Source organism: Parabacteroides sp. CH2-D42-20, from assembly GCF_003670185.1.
GTDB lineage: Bacteria > Bacteroidota > Bacteroidia > Bacteroidales > Tannerellaceae > Parabacteroides > Parabacteroides distasonis.
In genome coordinates this window covers 123,743-145,287 of record NZ_RAYG01000016.1, presented here as the reverse complement: position 1 = coordinate 145,287, position 21,545 = coordinate 123,743, and the positions used below count along the sequence as shown (strand labels likewise).

At 44.8% G+C, this 21,545-nt stretch carries 14 protein-coding genes; 3 read left to right on the top strand and 11 right to left on the bottom strand.

Annotation, left to right across the window (positions count from 1 at the left end; translation table 11 throughout):
• Positions 1-2: 2 nt before the first annotated feature.
• From D7V92_RS11695 to murB, 3 genes are all read right to left on the bottom strand, one after another.
• Complete coding sequence (locus D7V92_RS11695; RefSeq protein WP_121772930.1) at positions 3-2,381, bottom strand: SLBB domain-containing protein; 2,379 nt, start codon at positions 2,379-2,381, stop codon at positions 3-5.
• A gap of 117 nt (positions 2,382-2,498) precedes the next feature.
• Entirely contained in the window at positions 2,499-3,254 is a 756-nt protein-coding gene (locus D7V92_RS11690) for an MBL fold metallo-hydrolase (RefSeq protein WP_005862219.1), read from the bottom strand.
• Positions 3,254-4,267, bottom strand: a complete 1,014-nt coding sequence (gene murB / locus D7V92_RS11685) for a UDP-N-acetylmuramate dehydrogenase (protein ID WP_008772127.1) — start codon at positions 4,265-4,267, stop codon at positions 3,254-3,256. Before murB ends, D7V92_RS11690 begins: the two co-directional genes overlap by 1 nt.
• Before the next feature lie 100 nt (positions 4,268-4,367).
• On the opposite strand from murB, the gene D7V92_RS11680 reads away from it, so the two are divergent.
• From D7V92_RS11680 to upp, 3 genes are all read left to right on the top strand, one after another.
• Complete coding sequence (locus D7V92_RS11680; protein ID WP_022192159.1) at positions 4,368-5,204, top strand: hypothetical protein; 837 nt, start codon at positions 4,368-4,370, stop codon at positions 5,202-5,204.
• Positions 5,205-5,386: 182 nt separating this feature from the next.
• Complete coding sequence (locus D7V92_RS11675) at positions 5,387-5,671, top strand: HU family DNA-binding protein (RefSeq protein ID WP_005856836.1); 285 nt, start codon at positions 5,387-5,389, stop codon at positions 5,669-5,671.
• Between the two features lie 151 nt (positions 5,672-5,822).
• Positions 5,823-6,476, top strand: a complete 654-nt coding sequence (upp, locus tag D7V92_RS11670; RefSeq protein ID WP_008780579.1) for a uracil phosphoribosyltransferase — start codon at positions 5,823-5,825, stop codon at positions 6,474-6,476.
• A gap of 332 nt (positions 6,477-6,808) precedes the next feature.
• On the opposite strand, the gene D7V92_RS11665 is transcribed toward upp, so the two are convergent.
• From D7V92_RS11665 to D7V92_RS11630, 8 genes are all read right to left on the bottom strand, one after another.
• Positions 6,809-10,276 carry a DUF1080 domain-containing protein gene (locus D7V92_RS11665; RefSeq protein WP_121772929.1) on the bottom strand — a complete coding sequence of 1,156 codons (3,468 nt, stop codon included), beginning with the start codon at positions 10,274-10,276 and terminating at the stop codon, positions 6,809-6,811.
• A gap of 12 nt (positions 10,277-10,288) precedes the next feature.
• The gene (locus D7V92_RS11660; RefSeq protein WP_121772928.1) at positions 10,289-11,545 is read right to left on the bottom strand and encodes a Gfo/Idh/MocA family oxidoreductase; all 1,257 of its coding nucleotides are present in this window, start codon (positions 11,543-11,545) and stop codon (positions 10,289-10,291) included.
• Positions 11,546-11,690: 145 nt separating this feature from the next.
• The gene (locus D7V92_RS11655) at positions 11,691-13,091 is read right to left on the bottom strand and encodes a Gfo/Idh/MocA family protein (RefSeq protein ID WP_121772927.1); all 1,401 of its coding nucleotides are present in this window, start codon (positions 13,089-13,091) and stop codon (positions 11,691-11,693) included.
• Positions 13,092-13,191: 100 nt separating this feature from the next.
• On the bottom strand, positions 13,192-14,718 hold the full coding sequence (locus tag D7V92_RS11650) for an arylsulfatase (protein ID WP_121772926.1): 1,527 nt from the start codon (positions 14,716-14,718) through the stop codon (positions 13,192-13,194).
• A 6-nt stretch (positions 14,719-14,724) separates the two neighbouring features.
• Entirely contained in the window at positions 14,725-16,416 is a 1,692-nt protein-coding gene (locus D7V92_RS11645; RefSeq protein ID WP_121772925.1) for a RagB/SusD family nutrient uptake outer membrane protein, read from the bottom strand.
• A 14-nt stretch (positions 16,417-16,430) separates the two neighbouring features.
• Positions 16,431-19,733: a SusC/RagA family TonB-linked outer membrane protein gene (locus D7V92_RS11640; protein WP_087342765.1), complete on the bottom strand. Its 3,303-nt coding sequence runs from the start codon at positions 19,731-19,733 to the stop codon at positions 16,431-16,433.
• A gap of 83 nt (positions 19,734-19,816) precedes the next feature.
• Positions 19,817-20,839, bottom strand: coding sequence for a FecR family protein (locus D7V92_RS11635; protein WP_057318931.1), 1,023 nt, complete (start codon positions 20,837-20,839; stop codon positions 19,817-19,819).
• Positions 20,840-20,920: 81 nt separating this feature from the next.
• Positions 20,921-21,523: an RNA polymerase sigma-70 factor gene (locus tag D7V92_RS11630; protein WP_008780573.1), complete on the bottom strand. Its 603-nt coding sequence runs from the start codon at positions 21,521-21,523 to the stop codon at positions 20,921-20,923.
• Between the last annotated feature and the right edge of the window lie 22 nt (positions 21,524-21,545).

Genomic DNA, 21,545 nt, shown 5'->3' with positions numbered 1-21,545 from the left:
GATTAGTTTTTAATCATGTTAACAATAGAGGTAATCATCGCGGCCATAGAGGTAGCGGAGCTACTGATACTCATGATCTCAGCCAAGCTTCGGCGCTCACGTTGCGTCTTCGTCGGAACTACGATCTCACAGCCCGGCTCCACTTTCGGATAACGCTTGAAAAAGATAGCGGTACGCTTCGTCGTAGCGACCTTACCATTCATATATATTACGATCGGATACTTACGTGCGATATCATTATAACCACCGGCTTGAGACAAGCAATCCATAACCGACATACCTTTCGTGTAAGTCACGCTGTTTGGGTAAGTCACGGCTCCGCTCATCTTCACCGTACTTTGCATCTGCGGGATATAAAGCTCATCGCCGTCACGAAGCACAACGTCATCGATACTACCCGGATTTGCCAACGCTTTCTCTAAATCAATACCTACGGAATAGTCCTTCACATTCATCAACGCTACACCGATGGAATCCCGGCTTTGCTTATTCGCCTCACTTAAAGCCAGAAGGGTTTCCATGCGCTTCAATTCATCCTCTGTCAACTGACGTTTCAAGCTAGCACCTTTTACATAAGACTCTGGGGTAACGCCTCCCGCTTTCGCGACAATGTCACTCAAACGAGCGTTCTTCGTAGCCAATACATAGCTACCGGCAAAAGTGATCTCACCGTTCACCTTCACGACCTGTTGCTCGTGATACCCCGGGGAGAAACGAACATAAACCTCATCGAACGGCTCCAATGTGAAGATCGTATCTCCCGCATTCAACTTGAAGTCCTCACTCAACGAGAAGTTATATACATCAGCGATCCGGTTGACATTCTGATTGGAACTAGGATCCTTCACACGACGGGCTACCTCTACATTAATAGAAGAAGCCGACTCTCTTAAACCACCTGCCATCATGATAGCGTCTTCTATTGTCAAATTATGACGATACGGAAGCACCGTATCCGGATAATTCACGGCTCCGCCAACCTTGATCGTATAAGGTTCGCGCAAATCGAATAGGGAAGGAATGCTTAATTGGTCTTCCGCTTGCAACTCCACATCTGGAGCGGTACCGTTCAAGATACCACGAATATCCACGGCGATCATCGTAGTCGTGAAATCCGGATTCAAACGGGTAATCAAGGCACGGCCGGCGAACTCGTCTCCTTTAAGACCCGCGGCCTGTTTTACCAATTGCTTTACCGTATGAACCGACGGACTTAACTCATATTCTCCCGGACGCCATACTGCTCCCGTCACGATCAAACGATTCTCATAAAAAGGAATAACGGAATCTACCAGCAAAGAATCGCCATCCTGCATCACGAAAGAAGCGAACTTATCTTCCGAAACCGTAGAGATCTGGTAACGACTATCTGATTTACGCTTCACTTGTACGTCCTTCGTATAAGCGTCGCCGGTAAATCCGCCGGCCATATCCAGCAATTGCTTCAAGGTCTCACCCTTGCGCAACTCGAAAATACGATTACGTTTCACCTTACCTCGAACCACCGCTAACTGGTCGTACGGGCCTACCATAATCATATCGTTCTCTTCCAAACGAACATTCGTTGTGTACTTTCCGTTCAATAAATAATCATATACGTCGAGATTAGCGATTTCCTTGCTATTGCGATATACCTTGATGCTACGCAAAGAACCGATCTTATTCACACCACCGGCGGCATACAACGCATTAAATAATGTGGCGAATGAAGGTAATGTATACGTACCGGGAGCGACTACCTCGCCGACAATATTCACCTTCATGCTACGAATCTGGCTCAAACTGACGGAAACAAAGGTATTCCCCTCTCCCGAACCAGACAGCGTAGACATAATCTGGCTCAACTCCTGACGCAGACGAGTCTCAGCGCCAGCGATCGTCAATCCACTGACCGACACCGGACCTAAATTTGGTACAAGGATCGTACCATCCGGAGAGATCTTTAATTTCAAGTTTAGCTCGGAATCTCCCCATACATTAATCAATAACTCATCACCAGCGGAAAGCACATAATCCTTAGGTGTAGGGATGTTTAAATCTGGGGCAAAAGATAAGTTCTTGTTTGAGAAGATTTCATGCCCGAATACGGTATTCTCCATGGCTGAAGCAGGAAGATTATTTCTACGTTGGGCTTCTAAGGATTGTCCTTCATCGATTACCGGCATTACCCGGTCGCTAACCTTCGCATCGGTAGCGGTAGCTTGAGATCCGACTGATCCCCCTTCTTGTTTCATACGCTTGGCTAATTCCTGCTGGATCTGCGTATCCGACATTCCAGCGGCTTTCGCCTTGTCAATCAAGTCTTGCGGAACCTGTGCATACACAGATCCCGACAGCAATAAGCAACATACGCATAGTACGTTCTTAAACGATAAATTCATACAGTCTATTATTGTTTTTTATTATATACCACTCCTGCTATAAGCGACTAACTTAAAAAAGCAGCTATTCTCTAGATTTTCAGCTGGCAAAGATAAAGAATCTTTTCAATATATGACTTAAAAAGTCACCGTTAATCCATCATATGAGTAATGTACATGCGGAGGCAACTCTTTTTCAATGACCGCATGCAACCCTATGCGATGACTCATATGGATTAAATAGGCCTCCTTGGGCTGGATACGGGATATATTCGCTAAGGCTTCCTCCAGACTCTCATGCGATTGATGCTCTCCTTTCCGAAGGGCATCAATAACCAATACATCAAGGTTTTCCAACTTAGCGTACTCTTCTTCCGGAAGATATTTAAGGTCGGTCAAGTAAGCCATATTGCCGATACGGAAACCTAAGATCGGCAGCTTAGCGTGCATTACACGGATCGGAGTGATCATGACACCGGCGGCCTCAAACGGTTTCGTCCCGATCGTATGCAAAACCAAATTAGGCACTCCCGGATATTTATGCTCCCGGAAGACATAAGGGATGCGAGTCTTTATCGCCTCCACGACATTGTCTTCCGCATAAATATCCACATCTTTATACCGGCCAAAAGGACGTAGATCATCTAAGCCACCTACATGATCGTAGTGCTCATGAGTTACTAAAACGGCGTCAAAATAGTAAATCTTATTGGTTATCATTTGCCAACGGAAGTCCGGACCACAATCGATCAATATCCGTTTCCCTTCCGTCTCTACCAAGATCGAAGCCCGTAGACGCCAATCACGGGGGTCTTTACTAGTACATACCTCACATTGGCAACCTATCTCAGGATTGCCCGTAGACGTTCCTGTTCCTAAAAAAACGATTTTCATTATCCGACATATTTAACCTCAGGCATAAGCTCTATACCGAAACGATCTTTTACGGCGGTACGAATGCTCTCCGCGACCAACGCGATCTCATGCCCCCGGGCATCTCCTAAATTCACTAATACCAACGCTTGTTTCTCGTAAACACCTACCGGCCCATGGTTTTTACCCTTAAACCCACATTGCTCGATCAACCAACCGGCCGGAACCTTGATCTTTCCTTCCGAAGCGGGATAAGACGGGATTTCCGGGAATTGCTTTTTCAATTTCTCAAAATGCTCTGCCGTAATTATCGGGTTCATAAAGAAACTGCCTGCGTTGCCTAATACTTCCGGATCGGGAAGCTTCTGCCTGCGAATTGTTATGACAGCCTCACGGATCGTTTCCAAAGTAACTTCCGGATATTTCGTCAACTCCTCCTTTAAGTTCCCATAATTAACCGAAAAGCTAGGGTTCTTGGATAGTCGAAGCGTAATATAAGTTATGATGTGGGGGTCATGATGCTCATTCTTGAAATAACTATTACGATATCCATATTCACAATCCGTATTCGTAAAAGTCCGTTTCTCGAATGTCAACTGGTTATAAGCCTCCACGCTCTCGATCACATCCTTGATCTCCATGCCATAAGCCCCGATGTTCTGGATAGCGGCAGCGCCCGCCTCACCGGGTATTAAAGAAAGATTCTCTATACCTCCCCAACCTTTCGATACGGCGTATGCCACGACATCATCCCAGATCTCCGCAGCCCCGACACGAAGCGATACATACTCGTCCGTTTCCGCCGAGATAGAAATCCCCTTGATTCGGGAATGGATGATAATGCCATTATAATCGTTGATGAACAATAGATTGCTCCCGCCTCCTATATGCAAGGATAAACATTCCTGAAAGTATTCATCATGTAAGATTCGTTGCAACTCCTCCTCCGTCTCATACTCCATGAACCAACGTGTCTTTACCGGGAGATGGAACGTATTGTGTTTCTCCAACGAATAATTCTGCTCTATTCTCATCGTCTATTTTATTTTTAGGGCAAAAGTAGTCATAAATAACTCATCCGCAAATTATGTAGTTCCGGATTTTTTCAGTAGATTTGTATATAGAGTTGATCGTATGGATGAGAACACGTCCGGCCTATCCGGTGAAATACAGAAGATGATCCTCGACAAGTTAAACACGTTCAATCGAGGAAAAACGTCAGACAAAGGGCGGTACTACATTCTTTTGCCTACCTCAAAGACCTTATATTATACGCTTTGGTTCTTTACGCCTTCGGCCACTTATCATCCGACGGTCTATTTGGCGAATCTCGACTTGAATGCCATCAGCTCGGTGAATAAGGCGATTAAGATGGTAAGCAACTCCTTTCTACCTTTATTTATAACGACAGATATCAAAGACTCTCCCGATAATGGAGACGATATTATTTCTTTCGGTAAATACAGAGGATACCATTTGCATGACATCTATACGATCGATCCCCGATACGTCGTTTGGATAGCCGATAAATATGAGCCTCACGTAAAAAGCGAGATGCGTTTTAAAGAGTTAGCGGTGACCTACAGTAAAATCTATCTCGACCTACAGACCCGTAAGAAATACAAAATGCCTGTAAGCCGCTTTGTAGGAACACCGGGAGAAAAATTGAGCGATTTAAAGTTAACAATCACAAAAGTCCGCATTGAAGACGATTCTTACAAGACACAGATTATCCGTGGTACCGAATATTTCTATGTAGATCAATTGCTCACGGCCGTGGACATCGCCGGAAATTACTTTTTATTGAGGATAAAAGCGAAAGATCGTAGTCTTACCACGCAAACGTTGCCACCGGGCGCTCATGCTTTCCAAGTAGGGGAAAAATTGACTTTGACTTCCGCTAAGGTCTTAAAACATATAGAATCCCGTACTATCAAGTACACACGAATCGGGTATATCAAGATTCAATAAATGTTTCGAAATTCGCAAACAGACACATTATTAACATTTTTTGTTCTTAAAAATGTAACAAACATCTGTAGGCCTTGTTTAATAAGAAACTCAAATGCAAATGTATCTTTGCAAAACGTAACTATAAAACCAGCTTCAAAGTGTACATTTGTAGTGTTTAACAATTTAAAAAATTTGCATTTATGAACAAAGCAGAACTTATAGAGGCTTTAGCAGACAAGACCGGGTTACAAAAGCAAGAAGCAAAGAAAGTATTGGATGCTTACATCGAGATCGTAACTGAGCGTATGTCTGAAAATGAGGAAATCGTACTTGTCGGATTTGGAACACTGATCCCAAGACCGCAAACACAGCGTCTTGCCAGAAATCCTAAAACAGGTACTCCGGTAATGATCCCCGCTCGTACGACCGTAAAATTCAAACCGGGTAAATTCCTCCTTGAGGCGATGAATGCCCACCTGAAATAATAAAGTCACCGAAAACGTAGTAAAAATATCCCCGGTAAGGGGATAAAAAATCATAAGTATGAAATCTTTCATTTATAAGTATGAATGAAAAATTTCATACTTATGATTTTTAGTGTCCGGAAATGATTACTTTTGGGCTCAAAAAAGACTCATGAGAATCGTTAATCTTGGAGACACCAATTCCATATTAAACAAGTTCGTAGCCGAACTTAGAGATGTAGATATACAAAAAGACAGCCTTCGCTTCCGTCGCAATGTCGAGCGTATCGGAGAAATCATGGCTTACGAGATCAGTAAGGAATTTCATTACAGTACGAAAGACATCCAGTCCCCGCTAGGTATAGCCCCGATGAATACGCCGGACGATCAAATCGTGATTAGTACGATCTTGCGTGCCGGGCTTCCATTCCACCAAGGTTTCCTTCGGTATCTGGATAATGCGGAGAACGCTTTCGTATCCGCTTACCGCAAATATAAAGACCGTTTGAATTTTGATATTCATATCGAATATATCGCCTCTCCTCGCTTAACAGGTAAAACCTTGATCATATCCGACCCGATGTTGGCCACCGGAAGTTCTATGGAATTGGCGTATGAGGCCCTGTTGACCAAAGGAGTACCCGGCCATGTACACGTAGCCTCCATCATCTCAAGCAAACAAGCCTTGGAATACTTGCAGAAGAAAATGCCGGATGACAAGACTACAATCTGGATCGCCGCATTAGATAATGACCTCGACGATCATTCTTATATCGTTCCAGGATTAGGCGATGCAGGGGATTTAGCGTTCGGCGAGAAGGAATAGGGATCAATCATCATCCTGCCTAAAGGCTGTGAAAGGGAGCGCGAACGCTTACGAGGATTTGTTGCGGTTGAGCCTTCCTATTAGGTAAAAGCATTATCGCAATAGCTTGCTCTATCTACATGTAAAGATCTTTTCACGTCTGTGAAATGATCTTTTCACAAGTATGAAACGATCGTATCACATAGGTGAAACGATCTCTTCACGGATGTGAAAAGATTAGATCGTATAGTGCTTGGTTATTATACAATAGCAAATCGCCGATAATATAGAAAGAGATTGTCCCGAACATCTCAAGACAATCTCTTTTTTCTATATTCAAAGCCTACTATAAATTATCTCAATTCCTTGATACGAATATTGCGGAATTTGACAGGGGAACCATGTCCTAAGAAACCTATATGACCTTTTTTGTTAAACAAACCCGGATGCTCCTTTCCATCCGGCGTACCGTTCTTCACGGCATCCCGAATATTTCCATCCAAGATTACGACTCCATTCACCGTCACACGGATATGATCGCCATCCGCCATGATCTCTTCCGTATTCCATTCTCCAACCGGCTTGAACGCTTTCGGATGATCCTCACGGGCGGGAATGATACCGTATACGGAACCGTGATGTTGCAGCGGAGTGATGTTTCCTTGGTAAATAGGATGTTCACAATCCAAGACCTGCACTTCCATACCTACATATGCTGCGTCTCCTTCCATCGGCGTACGGATACCAACACCGTTATTAGCTCCCGGGGTTAACTGGAAGTCAAAACGATAGATAAAGTTTCCGTATTCCTTCTTGGTGTACAGATTACCTCCGAAACTACTGCTTGGGACCATAGAGATACAGCCATCTTCCAAGATATAATCAACCGTGTTTCCAGTCCATTCATGCATATTCGTTCCGTCAAACAAAACCTTGAAACCTTCTTTTTCCTCTTCCGGCGATAATTTGAACGGTTCTTGTTTTTCCAATTCCTTTACGTAGATATTACGGTAATAGACCTTGCTGCCATGAGCTTGCATCTCGATTTGCTCTACCGGGAAAATCGGAAGCTTGCGATCCCAATAGTTTTCCAGAATCACGTTATCTACCACTTTTTCTCCGTTCAAGACAACCGTCACACGGTCACCAACCATCTTAATATAGAAGGAATTCCATTCACCCAATTTATTGTCGGCCACTTTCGAAGGCTTGCTCTCGTTTACCTGATTGTTGTACAAGCCACCGGAACCTACTTGCGCACCTACATTTACCCGAGAAGTATCCCAGATCTGTACTTGAGGAGTACCACGCAGATAAATACCGGCATCAGCCTCTGGTCCTTTCGGATCCAACATCCAATCAACATACATCTCGAAATCACCATATTGCTTTTCAGTACATAGGTTATCGTACCCAGTACCGTCAAATACTAATAGGCCATTCTCCACTTTCCAGTCACGACGCATATTCTCATCCGCCTTTTCCTGCGCTTTCGCCAACTGAGCCGGTTTCATTTTCGCACGGGCGATCGGATTCTCTACCAAACCTTTCCAACCCGTTAAATCCTTACCATTGAAGATAGAGACAAATCCGACCTCGTCCGGCATCGCATCTAAATGTTGCTTCAAGGCATCGATATCATAACGAGCGTCTTCCCCGTCAAACATGGTCAACACACGTTTCAAGATAGCCTTCACATTGTCACCCTTATATTCTGGATGGTTACGGGCGATATTCCAAACCGCATAAACAGCCGCAGAACGAACAGCCGCATCGCTTGAATCCAAGAATTCCGACGCATACATCAATGCCAAGAAGGTATCCGCCCGTTGGATCTGACGTAAAATAAGAGCCTTTTGCTCACTCGTCCGGGCGATCTCCATGACTTTCCGCAAGCTCAACAAACGATTCTCTCTCGTAAATGCCGGATTAGATACCAACTGCACATAACGCTTTAACGCCCTGTCGAATACTTGATCGGAAGCGGCTGATTGGCAAACCTTAAATAGTTCATCGGCAGCCTCAATACCTTTCCAAGCCAACAAAGCGTCAAGAGCCGCATCCTTGGCTACTCCATTCCCTTTATTCAATCCTTCCACGATCGTAGCCAAAGCCTCTTTCTCGCCGGTCGCTGACAATACCTTATAATAAAGATATCTCTTGCTGTCTCCCGCTTGTATCATACGGCGATTCACGTTAGATACTTGAGTTGCCGTCGGTTGTTTAGAGATAGCGGCAATGATCGCATCTTGAAGCGGAGCGACAGCGGAAGCCTCCGCAGTCTCCAACATTCCGCACAATAAAGTGAAATCTTTCTCAGACACTACATCTTTCAATGCGGTATAAGCGGCTTTCTTCACCTCTGAGGAGCCGGATTTAATCTGATCCAGTACCGTATTTAGATTCGCATCGGCCATACGTATCGCCAACAGCTCCAAACCAGCGATTTTTCCGGCATCGGAAGCGGATGGGATCACTTTAGCGACTGCTTGATCAATATCGCCGTTAAATGCCATCAAAGCATCTTGACCCAATAAAATCACTTGCTTGTCATTGCTCTTCAACAAATCAGCCAGCACAGGAATGACACTCTTATCACCGATTTTAACCAAGGCCCAAACAGCGGCCTGTTGCACATAGAAATCCTTATCTTTCAATTGATCCAAAAGAACTTGTCTTGCTGGTAGATCAAAACGAAGTTCCAGATTCTTGATCACGTCATGTTTAGACGGGCATTTGCTTTCACGGCCTATCCAGTTCAAGATATCTACCTTGACTTCCGGCTTCGCCTTTAACATGTGTTTCATGACCTCGATATAAACATTTTGATCAGCGAAACCCGAAGCGAAGTTCAAAGCCGCATTACGGTATCCTTTATCCGTATCTTTCAAAGCCGATAATAAATTCTTCGTAGCGGCTTCCGGCTTAGCGGCCAATAGAATCTGAAGAGCGGCCTCACGGGTCTGTGTCATGCCCGCTTTCGTAGACTTCTTCAATAAATCATTCGCCGCTTTCTCCGCGTCTTTGGTATCGCCTTGCTCAAGGACACGTTTAATCAAAGCGATATACGCCTCATTCGCCCCGGTCTTTTCCATTTTATAACCGGCTTTCTCGGCAGCGGCGGCTAAATCACTCAGAGAAGCTTTAGAACCTACACGGCTCAACGCATAAAGAACCTCCTTCTGCATATTCTCATCGCTGGAGCCAAGCATCACTTTCAATACATTTTCCGCATCAGCGATTTGCACGTCAGCGATCGCACGGATAATATCCTTTTGCGTCTTCGGAGTACCGGAACGACGCATCAAGGAAGCCACCAAAACCTTCTTAGCGTTATCGGTACGGATAGCGGATAACGCACGGGCAGCAGGACCGCTTAGGCTCTCATCGTTCAAATAGCTAGCCAGCATATCCACACACTCATCTTTTCCCAGTAATTGAAGCTGCCGGATAATAAAAGCCTTTGTCTCCCGGTCGCTCACCTTATCCAAGGCTTTCAAATATGCGTTGGCTGTTGCTAGACGGGCATTTTCCTCACCTTTCGCCATCACGTAGTGAGTCAATCCGCTCAACGCATAATCCACGTTCGAGTTACTGCCTTTTCCCGGAGCGTTAATCTTGTTAATCAACATCAAGACCCCTTCCTCGCCAGTGGAGCTTAGGTCATTAATTAATTTGTTATATTCAGCTTGTTGCTCCGCCGGCATCTGTGCCAGTACATCGGCAACGATCGTCTTCGATGTACGATTAGCCGGGCTTTGAGCCATTAACATACTACCGCACAACAATAAGCTGGCAATTGATATATATACTTTTTTCATATGTGTATGTGTTTAAATGTTCCAAGGCGCTCTCATCGGCTGATCCAACAAACGATTAGCGGCCTCATCATTAATAAATTCCAGTTTTACGGGATCAAAGTGAAGCGTACGATTCAAACGAAGGGCTACGGCACCCATATTCACGATCGTAGCGGAACGGAAGCCATTACGCTCATTCAAGGCAAAAGGCTGACGAGTCTTTACGCACTCGATAAAGTCGGTAACCTGTGGCTCAGGTTCGGGATGATCGGATAACTTTTTCTCCCAATCCGGGATATCACATACGAAATTCTTATAAACATTACCGTTCGGTCCGGAAATATAAGGTGTGTTCGGATCCCCGTAATCACCTCCCCAAAGTACGATCTGACAACCATCCTCATAGGTATACGTAATCGAGCGCCAAGTACCCACGGCGTCCGGATGCTGTTGCGGAGCATCCACCTCTACCTTAACCGGGCTGGTATTATCTTTTCCTAGGAAATATTGTACCGGGTCAATATAATGCTGTCCCATATCCCCTAAACCACCGCCGTCATAATCCCAGTATCCGCGGAATGTCTGATGCACGCGATGCGGGTTATAAGGTTTGTAAGGAGCCGGGCCTAACCAGAAATCATAATCCAGCTCACTAGGCACCGATTGTGGTTCCAGATATTCTTTACCAACCCAATAGAACTTCCAGTCGAAACCGGTATGCTTGCTGATCGTTACCTTTAGCGGCCAGCCCAACATACCACTTTGAACCAGTTTCTTCAAAGGTTTCACGGGAGTGCCCAATCCATAGAACGGGTCAGCGAAACGGAACCAAGTGTTCAAGCGAAACATACGCCCGTATTGCTTCACGGCTTCCATTACCCGTTTACCCTCTCCGATCGTACGGGTCATAGGCTTCTCGCACCAAATATCTTTTCCAGCTTTAGCAGCCTCGACAGACATAATACCATGCCAGTGAGGAGGCGTAGCTATATGAACGATATCTACATTAGGATCCAGAATCAAATCACGAAAATCATGGTATGCGGCAATCTTATCCTTTACCAACTGTTTTCCTAACTCCAGATGATTCTTATCGACGTCACACACGGCGACAAGACGAGTCCCGGCATAGTCCACATGTCCACGGCCCATACCACCTGTACCGATAATTCCTTTTGTCAATTGATCACTTGGAGCGATGAATCCATTACCCAACACGTGGCGCGGTACAATCGTAAATGCCGCGATTCCTCCAAGAGTCTTCAGGAAGTCTCTTCTGTTTGTCTTCATAGTACGAATTTAAAATTTAGATAGAATAGATTAACTTGAGTGACAAAAATAATCATAATACTCGAAGAGACAAGAAAAATGTATATAAAAAAGAAAAGGATGCCTTTAACAAAGACATCCTTCCCTAGTATTTTATGAAAATTTATTACAAAGCGAATTGCGGTTGACGGTGAATCCATTGTCCACGGGTGAAATCCGGGAAGTCTACTAAAGCACCGCCACGAGCGATTGACATCTCTGACAAGCCGGAGATAGCGCTCCAAGCGGCAGCGTCATAGCAATCCATTGGAGCCGGTTTTTTATTACGGATAGCGTCGATCAAGTCGTACATCATGATATAGTCCATACCACCATGTCCGGCCTCAGCCGCCTCAGCGGAATGTTGTGCCCATAATTTATGGTCATATTGCTTGAACCATTCCTCCGAATCATCCCAACGGTGAGGTTTGGATTTACCCTGTACATATACATGATCGCCATCATTCATCCATAAACCCTCAGTTCCCTGAACACGGAAACCTAATGAATAAGGGCGAGGAGAATTGGTATCATGGGTTACGATGATCGTTTGTCCATTAGAACACTTAATCATAGAAGTCACGATATCTCCCAAATTGAAGTTGACCTTCGCCAACGGATGATTCTCACCTCCATTATCCACGATAAACTTATGCAATCCACGAGATTGAGTAGCCATAGCGGATAAAGAAAGGAAGCGGTTACCACGATTGATATCCATACAATGAGCTACCGGTCCGATACCATGAGTCGGATAGATATCGCCATTACGATGTACGGAATGGTTCGTACGCCATTGAGCCTCGGCGAAAGCCGTCGGACCCATACGAAGATCACCACTGCCCGGTACATAGTTGTAATGAGTTCCATCGTTGAATTTCACCTCACGCAAGTCATGCTCATAACCACAGCCACCATGCAGGATCTCGCCGAACAAACCTTGGCGAACCATATTCAACGCAGCCATACAGTCACGACGATAACATACGTTCTCCATGATATTCAAATGGCTTCCGGTTGCTTCCGAAACATTTACCAAATCCCAGCACTCCTCTAACGTGTTAGCCGCGGAAACCTCCACGCCTACATAAGGAACACCAGCCTTCATAGCGGCGACAGACATCGGTACGTGCCATTCCCAAGGACTTGCGATGATCACGCAATCAAACTCCTCGTTGTTCAACATATTCTCAAATTCACGTTCACCCCCTTTGTAAACTTTCGGAGCAGGAACATTAAATTTAGCGATATGTTTCAAGGTACTATCGATCGGGCCCTGTTGGATATCGCAAATCGCTACAATCTTATTACCGGGGATCGCCAATACATTGTTAATATGTTCCTGACATCTAGAACCCGTTCCGATGAAACCGAAACGTAATTTACCATCATCTTTGCCGGCTGTTTTTTTCTTTTGGGGTTCAGCGGCGGTTGTTGTAGCTCCGGCGTTTCCGGCCATTGCCAAACCTGCGGCACCAATACCGGCGGCAGATACTTTCTTAAGGAATGAACGACGAGTGTTTTCCATATATTTTATAAATTAGTTTGTGTTTTGAGGATACAAAATTAAAAAAATATTTTTTCAATCAAAACGTTATTGAGTATTTTGAAAAATAAAGAGTCCAAGACTAAAAGTTCGTTATCTTTCCGGTTTCCCTTTTTAGCCTCTCGAAGGTCATCATCATCTGTCGAAGTCTTTTAGGTTCTTTTTCCGCCAAATTAACTTGCTGACCGATGTCTTCCTTTACATTATATAATTGATAACAGTTACTATTTCCGGCAAAGGCAGCCTCCTCCGCGTCGCCATAGGTATCCGGATACGGCGGGATCATGACCCAATCACTATCACGTAGCGCATAATTGAAATAACCTTCCAAGACAAGTTCCTTTCGCCCATTACCACCTTTTCCTAGAAAGACAGGCAAGGTGTTTTGGCTATCTACCTTATCAGAATAGGTCTGTCCGATCAACGCCGACAGCGAGGCTAACAAATCCATCTGGCAAACCAAGGCATCCGACACAGCGCCCGGCTTAACTTCCGCAGGCCAACGAAGCATGAACGGGATACAGGTCCCACCATCATACAAGCTCGTCTTTCCTCCACGAAGCGGTCCGGCCATCTTATGATCCCCTACCAATTCCACGGCTTGATCTTGATAACCGTCATCCAGAACCGGTCCGTTATCGCTAGTGAAAACAACTAACGTATTTTCCGTTAGCCCCAACTTATCCATTTCCTTCAAGAATTCGGTCACGCACCAATCCGCTTCCAAGATAACATCTCCACGAGGTCCCATCCCCGACTTACCCGCGAATCTCTCGTTCGGTACACGAGGTACATGCGGTTGATGCAAGCCATAGTACAGGAAGAAAGGTTTATCCTTATTCTCTTTCATAAAACCTTTCGCCTTCTCAAGGAACAACTCTGCCATATCCTCATCTTTCCATTGGGCGGTCTTGCCTCCTTTCTGGAAACCAATTCGAGGTACACCGTTTACGATAGCGCCGGCATGCCCGACACTCGGGAGCATTCTCAGTAATTCTGGATTATCCTTCCCTGTCGGTTCCCCGGGGAAATTCTCCTTATAACTGACATAGAGAGGATCGTTAGGATCGAGGTTTACACCTCTCCCATTCTCGATAAAGATACAGGGAACCCGGTCATTGGTAGCAGCTTGGATAAAAGAATAGTCGTAACCGATCTCTTTCGCTCCGGGATAAACCAGCTTGTTCCAGTCTACCGCCCCATCACCTAATCCCAGATGCCATTTGCCGACCGAGCCGGTGACATAGCCCGCTTGCTTCATCACCTTCGGCAAGGTAACCTGTTGAGTATTGATAATCAGAGCCGCATTGCCGGGAAGTATTTTGGCATCCCTATTTGTCCAAGGATATAATCCGGTAAGCAAGGAATACCGGCTGGGGGTAGAAGTAGCCGCTGTACAATAACCTTGCGTAAAGCGTATGCCTTCATTTGCGATACGATCCATTCCCGGAGTCTGTATGCGATGAGCCCCGTAACAGCTTAGATCACCATACCCGAGATCATCGGCCACGATGATCACCACGTTAGGTTGCCGGGGAGCTGATTGAGCTATTAAAGTTGTTGGCAAGGAAAACCCTGCCAACACACTCATTATACAATACTTATTCATCGCTTATTACGGATTCTGAGTTAATGTACCCGGATAAGCGTTAATCTCAGACTGCGGAATATACTGGATAGCCAACGGGCTGGTAGCAGGATATTCAGGCACGCCGTCATGGAATCCCGGGTAATGACGTTTCATCGTATCGCCTACACGATATACATCAAAACCACGGTCAGCCTCATAAGCTAATTCCAACTGACGTTCTTTCATGATAAGCTCATGAGCGTTTGTCGCATCCAAAGATTTATATCCGGCGTTAGGTAAGGAACGGGTACGAACGGTATTCAAATCGGCTAATGCTTTTGTATAGTTTCCTAATTTAGCGCTAGCCTCGGCGCGAATCAGGTATAACTCACCTAAGCGAGAGATAACCGGAGAATAAAGGTGAGGATAGCCATCTTGCTTAGAGCACTTATAGCTATAGAATTTCGGGTTACCTTGACTTTCCAACATAAAGTAGTCATAATCTCCCTCATACGTTTCTCCCTTATAGCTAATAGAATAACGCTTATTGTCCACATCTACCGGAGTTAATGTATATTCTTCACCATCTACTGTAGCGATTAACTTACCTCCTACTTCCTTGGTCTCACCTTGACGATATACGTAACCGGAAATCTTGCCGTCCGTATATAAGTTAGCTACAAAACGGAAAGCGGGGATCTGATTTCCATTAGCGTCTTCCTTATATTGCGGATGGATAAACGCCTCACGTGCATCGGTTCCTTTTCCTGTCTCATGCAACAAATCCATATACTTAGCGCTGGCGTAAACCTCACCCCAGCCTTGACCATCGATCTCTGCATACATACTTCCTAGCGGATCACCCCAATCTTCCCAGTCTGAGGCTATAAACTTCACGGCGAAAATAGTCTCTGTCTGTGAAGCGGCATCCGGAGCGAACTCATTATAACGCATAAAGTTGTCACGATCTAACATAGAGAACTGGCCACTCTCGATTACCGTATTCGCATAATCATAAGATAACTGGGCATATTCCTTATTCGGATTCTCAAACGTGCCACTCATATACATATAGACCTTCGCCAATAAAGCTTGAGCCGCATATTTTGAGGCATAAGCGGTAGATTTAAACGTTGTCATCAATTCCTCTGCCTTCTTCAAGTCAGCCAAAGCTTGATCATACGTATCTTTCACGGACGAACGATCCGGAAGATCCAGATTATCCATATCCTCAGGCATACCATTTACAATCGGCAAACCCAGATTCTTCTCCGGTTCCTGATAATAAGGACGACCAAACACACGGCAAAGATAAAAGTACATCATGCCGCGCATATAATAAGCCTCGCCCAACTTCTGATCCAACTCAGCAGACTCGCCCTCATTAATCATCTTCATCAAAGAACTAGTCTGTGAGATGATATTATAGGCACTGTTCCAAACCGTAGTAAGACCACCATTATTTACCGTATGCTGATAGGTAAAATAAGTACCGAACGGATTGGTTGTCGGTTTATCCTTACAAACGTTATCCCCCGGGAACTCACCACAATAATGCAAGTGCTCGGATGCGGTTTTCAATTTAGCGTAACAACCATTCAATAAGATATCCACCGCAGCATCTTTGTCCTCCATGATCTTATCTTCCGTATACTTATCATAAGGTAGACGTTCGATATCACAGCTTGTTATGAATGTGGCCGCTGCCGCAAGAGCCACTATAGCGATTTTTTTCATTATTATTCCTTTAATTAAAATGTAACATTTAGACCAAACATGAATTTACGAGCCTGTGGGTATGGAGAGATCGCCACACCAACCGAGCCTGCCTTGTATTTATTGCCAACCTCGGCCGGAAGTTCCGGGTCAACTCCAGAGAAACCAGAAAGGACAAACAAGTTCTCACCCGAGAAAGAAAGGCGGATATTATCTACATACTGAATCTTCCAAGGTAATGTATAGCCTAACGTCAAGCTACGTAAACGCAAGTAGCTAGCATCCTCCAGATAACGGGAAGATCCCTTGCTGGATTGGCTCTTATTGCCATATTCCGCCTTGGGGTGCGTAGCGATATCGCCCGGTTTTTCCCAACGGTTCCAACCCTCTTTCAGATTCATCTGGTTATAATTCACATAAGCGCCGTCACTATCATACATCGAGCGGTCATAGTTGTAAATATCACCTCCTACGGAATAACCGAAGACTGCGGAGAGATCAATGTTTTTCCAAGATACGTCGGTTGAGAAACCTCCGTAGAAATCGGGGCTTAACTTACCTATTATAGTCTGGTGCTTAGAAGCGTCGCTATAATTCGAGGTCGTTACACGCTCCCCATTCTCGTTGGTGGTATACCATAACGGAGAACCTGTCTCCGGATCTACGCCTGCCCATTCGGTACCATACCAAGTATCCACGTCTTGTCCCGGAGTCAATATCTTATCCATCGAAATGGCATAACTTGAACCGGCGTTAGAAGTGATGATCTCACTCTTGCCACCATATAACTCAGTGATCTTATTACGGTTCAGGCCTAAGTTAGCAGCGACGCTCCAGCTCCAATCGCCCCCTTTCAAGATATCCACGTTCATCGAGACCTCGAAACCATTATTCTTGACGGCACCCACATTACGATAGATACCAACAATACCCGTTACACCAGGCAGAGGCACTTTGTAAAGCAAATCGGTTGTTTTCTTATTATAATAATCCAAGTTGATAGTCAAACGATCAAACAAGATAGCGTCGATACCTACACCTGCCGTATAAGTCTTCTCCCAAGTTAGGTTCTTGTTTTCTTTTTGGGAGATTACCGCACCCGGATCGCCGTTATATCCCGTAGACATGGCGTACACCGTATATTGAGAATACAATTCGGTCGGACGGTTACCTACGGAACCATAACTTGCACGTAACTTCAACTGTTGTACCCAATCCTTAGCCTTGAAAAATTCCTCCTGATGGATATTCCAACCACCGCTGACGGAGAAGAAATTACCATATTTAGCGTCCGTACCAAAGTTGGAGGCACCATCCCGACGGAATGAGAAAGACAACAAATAACGATTATCATACGCATAGTTGGCATTGAACAAATAAGATTGTACGGCCCACTCTTTTTGCTCTCCCTTTATCGTCTTAGGAGTAGTAGCGACATCGGCTACAGAGAAACCCGGAGCGAAACTAGCCGCTGTCTGATCCTTGATCTCTTGCGTGAAGGTATTCCACTCATAAGCTAAGATCGCGTTGATAGAGTGCTTATCGAATACTTTGTTGAAACGGAGCAACTGGTTACTGTATACTCTATAGGAGGCAGTGGTTTTATCTTGCAATAATCCGTTATCAGCCTCTCCCGCCTTAGAACGAGGATCCTGATAGCTCTTAAAAAGGATACTATTATATTTATAGTTATTCACGGATGAGAAAGTCAACCAATCGGTAAACTTGATATCGAAGTCAAAGTTACCCATGAACTCATAAGAGGTACTTTTGTCGTAATTCCATTGCAGATCATACAAGTAATTGGTAGCATCACTATTAATCCAGTTTGAAGGTCTGTATTGCTGGATCAAGTCGCCATTCTCGTCATACGGGGAGTCCCAAGGGAAATTAACGTACATGATAGCGCCTAGATCCTGCTGCTGGTCCATCACGTCGCTACGGGTAGCCCATACTTTAGGTTTGATAGTCAACCAATCCGTCGCTTGGTAATCCACATTGAAACGTAAGTTATAACGCTTGTAGTCATATCCTTTCACGGCACCATCCTCATTATAGTAACCAACGGATGTATACGTCTTGATCTTCTCTGAGCCACCGGAAACAGATACGTTATAGTCTTGAGCGAAGCCCAGATGCGTACCCTCTTTCCACCAGTCGAAGTTACGGTTGCGCAAATCCTCCGTAAAATAACTCGGAAGGGCGTCTTGATTAGCGAAAGATTTATAATAATCATATAATTCCTCGCCGTTCATCATATTCATGTTTCCACGGTGCAACTGGTTCACACCCATCTTTACGGAAGCGTTGATCGTAGCTTTTCCGATCTTACCTTTCTTCGTAGTCACCACGATAACACCGTTCGCTCCTTGAGAACCATAGATAGCGGTTGAAGCGGCATCCTTCAAGATAGACATGGATTCGATATCAGCCGGGTTCAAGCTACCCGCATCCGTACCGACGATTACGCCATCCACGATCCAAAGAGGGTCCGTGCTACCGTTTACCGTAGACTTACCACGGATCACCACCTTACCGGCAGCGCCCGGCTGACCACCACCCGAAGTAACCTGCACGCCCGGAGCCTTACCAGACAATAAGTTCTCGACCGTAGGGCTAGTGGCATCCAACAATTTCTCGTTGCTCACCACCTGCATGGCACCCGTCAAGCTTTCCTTTTTTTGCACGCCGTAACCAACAACCACCACCTCCTCAAGGTTCTGAGTGTCTTCCTTGATACGGATAGTCATCGGAGCGCTAGTCGCTTTAACCTCATGGTTCACATAACCGATGTAAGAAACGACCAAAGTAGCTCCGGCCGGAGCTTCCAAACTAAACTTTCCATCGAAATCGGTACTGGTACCGTTCGTAGTGCCTTTCACGAGCACATTCGCGCCGATTACCGGCTCACCCGTCACCGCGTCAACAATGGTACCTGAAATCGTAATCGTCTGCTGCGCCACCATTCTCTCCGTATTTCTCAATTCATTTGGATTAGAAGATGACTTGTAAACAACAATCCTATTGTTGTTTACAACAAAATCAGCATGCTGATTTTTCAGCGCCGTCGTCAAAATCTCCTCGACCGAGCGGTTCGACATGTCGATTGAGATACGCTCATTCAGATTGATGTCATTGTTACGGATAAGGAACGTGTAATTGAATTTTTCCTCGATCAAATCGAAAAGTTCTTTTAATGTCGTACTTTCCATTTGAACAGACATCATTTGTGTCTGAAGTTCGGACGCTGAAACCGTACCGGGAATAAACGGCAGTCCCGCAAGCATACATGCGGCTACCATCATCTTACCGGTCTTCTTGAAATAGTTCATTTCCATTAAAGTTAGATTTAATAAATAATTTTCTCGTTTATACTATTTTCCACACTTACACCTTAGGATTAAGGTTTGTATTTTTGTTTTTACTTATCTTTTATAATAATCTCATCTCCCGAACGAGTCCACACATATTTGTGATCCACGTCCACCTCACGAAGGATCTTATCCAACGAATAATCTTTCGTAAAGCTACCGGAGAAGATTTCCTTTCTTAAAGGATCGCTCTCGACGCGAATACGTACGTTGAACTTACGTTCCAAATCCTTGGCGATACTCATGAAAGGTTGCTCGGAGAATTTCAGGCTACCGTCCATCCAAGAGAGAGCATCCTTGGCATCCACCTCACTGACTCTTACCTTATTGGTCTGCTTATTAAAGCTTAGTTTCCGGTTTGGAGTCAAGGTCACATCGCCCGCATGGGCAACCTCATCCCGCAAGCTCACGTTTACTTTTCCCGACACCAGAGTGACATCGGTCGTTTCATCCATTCCGTAAGCCTTTACGTTAAAGCTAGTTCCTAGAACCTTGATATCCAATCTCTTTGATTTTACGATAAAAGGCTTAAGGGAATCCCGGGTAATCTCGAAGTAAGCCTCACCATCCAATTGTACGCTACGTCCGTTCGTATTGAAATCACTGCCATATCTCAACGTGGAACCTGCGTTGACCCAAACCACGGATTGATCCGGCAAAACGACTTTCGTTTGGGCTCCCATAGGAGTTGTCGTCTCAAAATAAGCCAAGGCGGCAGATTTCGGCTGATTATGTCTCGTACCTATATAATAAGAGGCAGTTCCCACCGATACCACGATCAAGACCGAGGCGGCAACTTTTCCTAAAAACCGAAAATTTAGCCAATGATTCTTTTCAGAAGGAATAGCGGGATCGATAAGTGCCCCGAAATGTTTTTGGAAATCGGCTTTCATATCAGAGGCAAACAAAGGTACATGCGCCGTCGCCCAACAATCTGCCATCTCGGAAAGGCACTGTTTATGAGCGTCATCCGTTTCCAACCATTGTAGTAATTCATTTCGCCCCTCCTCGGATATATCTCCCATGAGGTAGCTATAAATTAAATCTTCTATGTGTTTATTCTCTATTTCCATGATATTAACAAAGGAGCCGGTTTTCAACCCGGTTTCTATTATATACACCTGTTTTAGAGATTCCGTTTAAGGAGATTCCAATTATTTTTCGAAAAAATTAAATATAAGTAAGAAAAGAGGGTAAAGATCGCCTAAAAGTTCACGCAACTTCGCCAAACCGATCTTGATCTGTACTCGTACCGTACTGGAACTGATATGATTTGTTATCGCTATTTCCTCATAGGTCTTGTTATGGTAAAGATATTGCACGAAGATATCCCGGCATTTAGCGGGCAAGGAATCCACGGCACGATAGATTTTCTCCTCGAATTCCTTATTCTCCAGATAAGCCAACGGATGGGGGTCCGCGTCGATTTGCAACTCTTGTATCGACAATAAGCTTTCTTGTACATCTGATAAAGGGACTTCTTGCTGACGTTTATCTCTTAAATAATTCAGGCAATAATTACGTACCGAGCGAATTAAATAAGCGTTTACCGGATGTATTAACGCCGAATGGTGATTCCATACATTCATAAAAACATCATTAACGATCTCACGTGCCGCCTCCGAATTATAGACATATTTAGTCGCTACGGCGCACAAGTACACGTAGAAGGTCGTATATAATTGTTCAAATGCTTTGGCATCGCCATTATTGATCCGAGATATTATGTCCTCCTTTACAATCAGCACAAACGTCAACCCTTAAGTTTCACTCACAATT

Bases quoted from the DNA above. Each gene is read 5' to 3' on its own strand.
- D7V92_RS11695 (WP_121772930.1), bottom strand. From the start codon at position 2,381: ATGAATTTATCGTTTAAGAACGTACTATGCGTATGTTGCTTATTGCTG.
- D7V92_RS11690 (WP_005862219.1), bottom strand. From the start codon at position 3,254: ATGAAAATCGTTTTTTTAGGAACAGGAACGTCTACGGGCAATCCTGAG.
- murB (WP_008772127.1), bottom strand. From the start codon at position 4,267: ATGAGAATAGAGCAGAATTATTCGTTGGAGAAACACAATACGTTCCAT.
- D7V92_RS11680 (WP_022192159.1), top strand. From the start codon at position 4,368: ATGGATGAGAACACGTCCGGCCTATCCGGTGAAATACAGAAGATGATC.
- D7V92_RS11675 (WP_005856836.1), top strand. From the start codon at position 5,387: ATGAACAAAGCAGAACTTATAGAGGCTTTAGCAGACAAGACCGGGTTA.
- upp (WP_008780579.1), top strand. From the start codon at position 5,823: ATGAGAATCGTTAATCTTGGAGACACCAATTCCATATTAAACAAGTTC.
- D7V92_RS11665 (WP_121772929.1), bottom strand. From the start codon at position 10,276: ATGAAAAAAGTATATATATCAATTGCCAGCTTATTGTTGTGCGGTAGT.
- D7V92_RS11660 (WP_121772928.1), bottom strand. From the start codon at position 11,545: ATGAAGACAAACAGAAGAGACTTCCTGAAGACTCTTGGAGGAATCGCG.
- D7V92_RS11655 (WP_121772927.1), bottom strand. From the start codon at position 13,091: ATGGAAAACACTCGTCGTTCATTCCTTAAGAAAGTATCTGCCGCCGGT.
- D7V92_RS11650 (WP_121772926.1), bottom strand. From the start codon at position 14,718: ATGAATAAGTATTGTATAATGAGTGTGTTGGCAGGGTTTTCCTTGCCA.
- D7V92_RS11645 (WP_121772925.1), bottom strand. From the start codon at position 16,416: ATGAAAAAAATCGCTATAGTGGCTCTTGCGGCAGCGGCCACATTCATA.
- D7V92_RS11640 (WP_087342765.1), bottom strand. From the start codon at position 19,733: ATGGAAATGAACTATTTCAAGAAGACCGGTAAGATGATGGTAGCCGCA.
- D7V92_RS11635 (WP_057318931.1), bottom strand. From the start codon at position 20,839: ATGGAAATAGAGAATAAACACATAGAAGATTTAATTTATAGCTACCTC.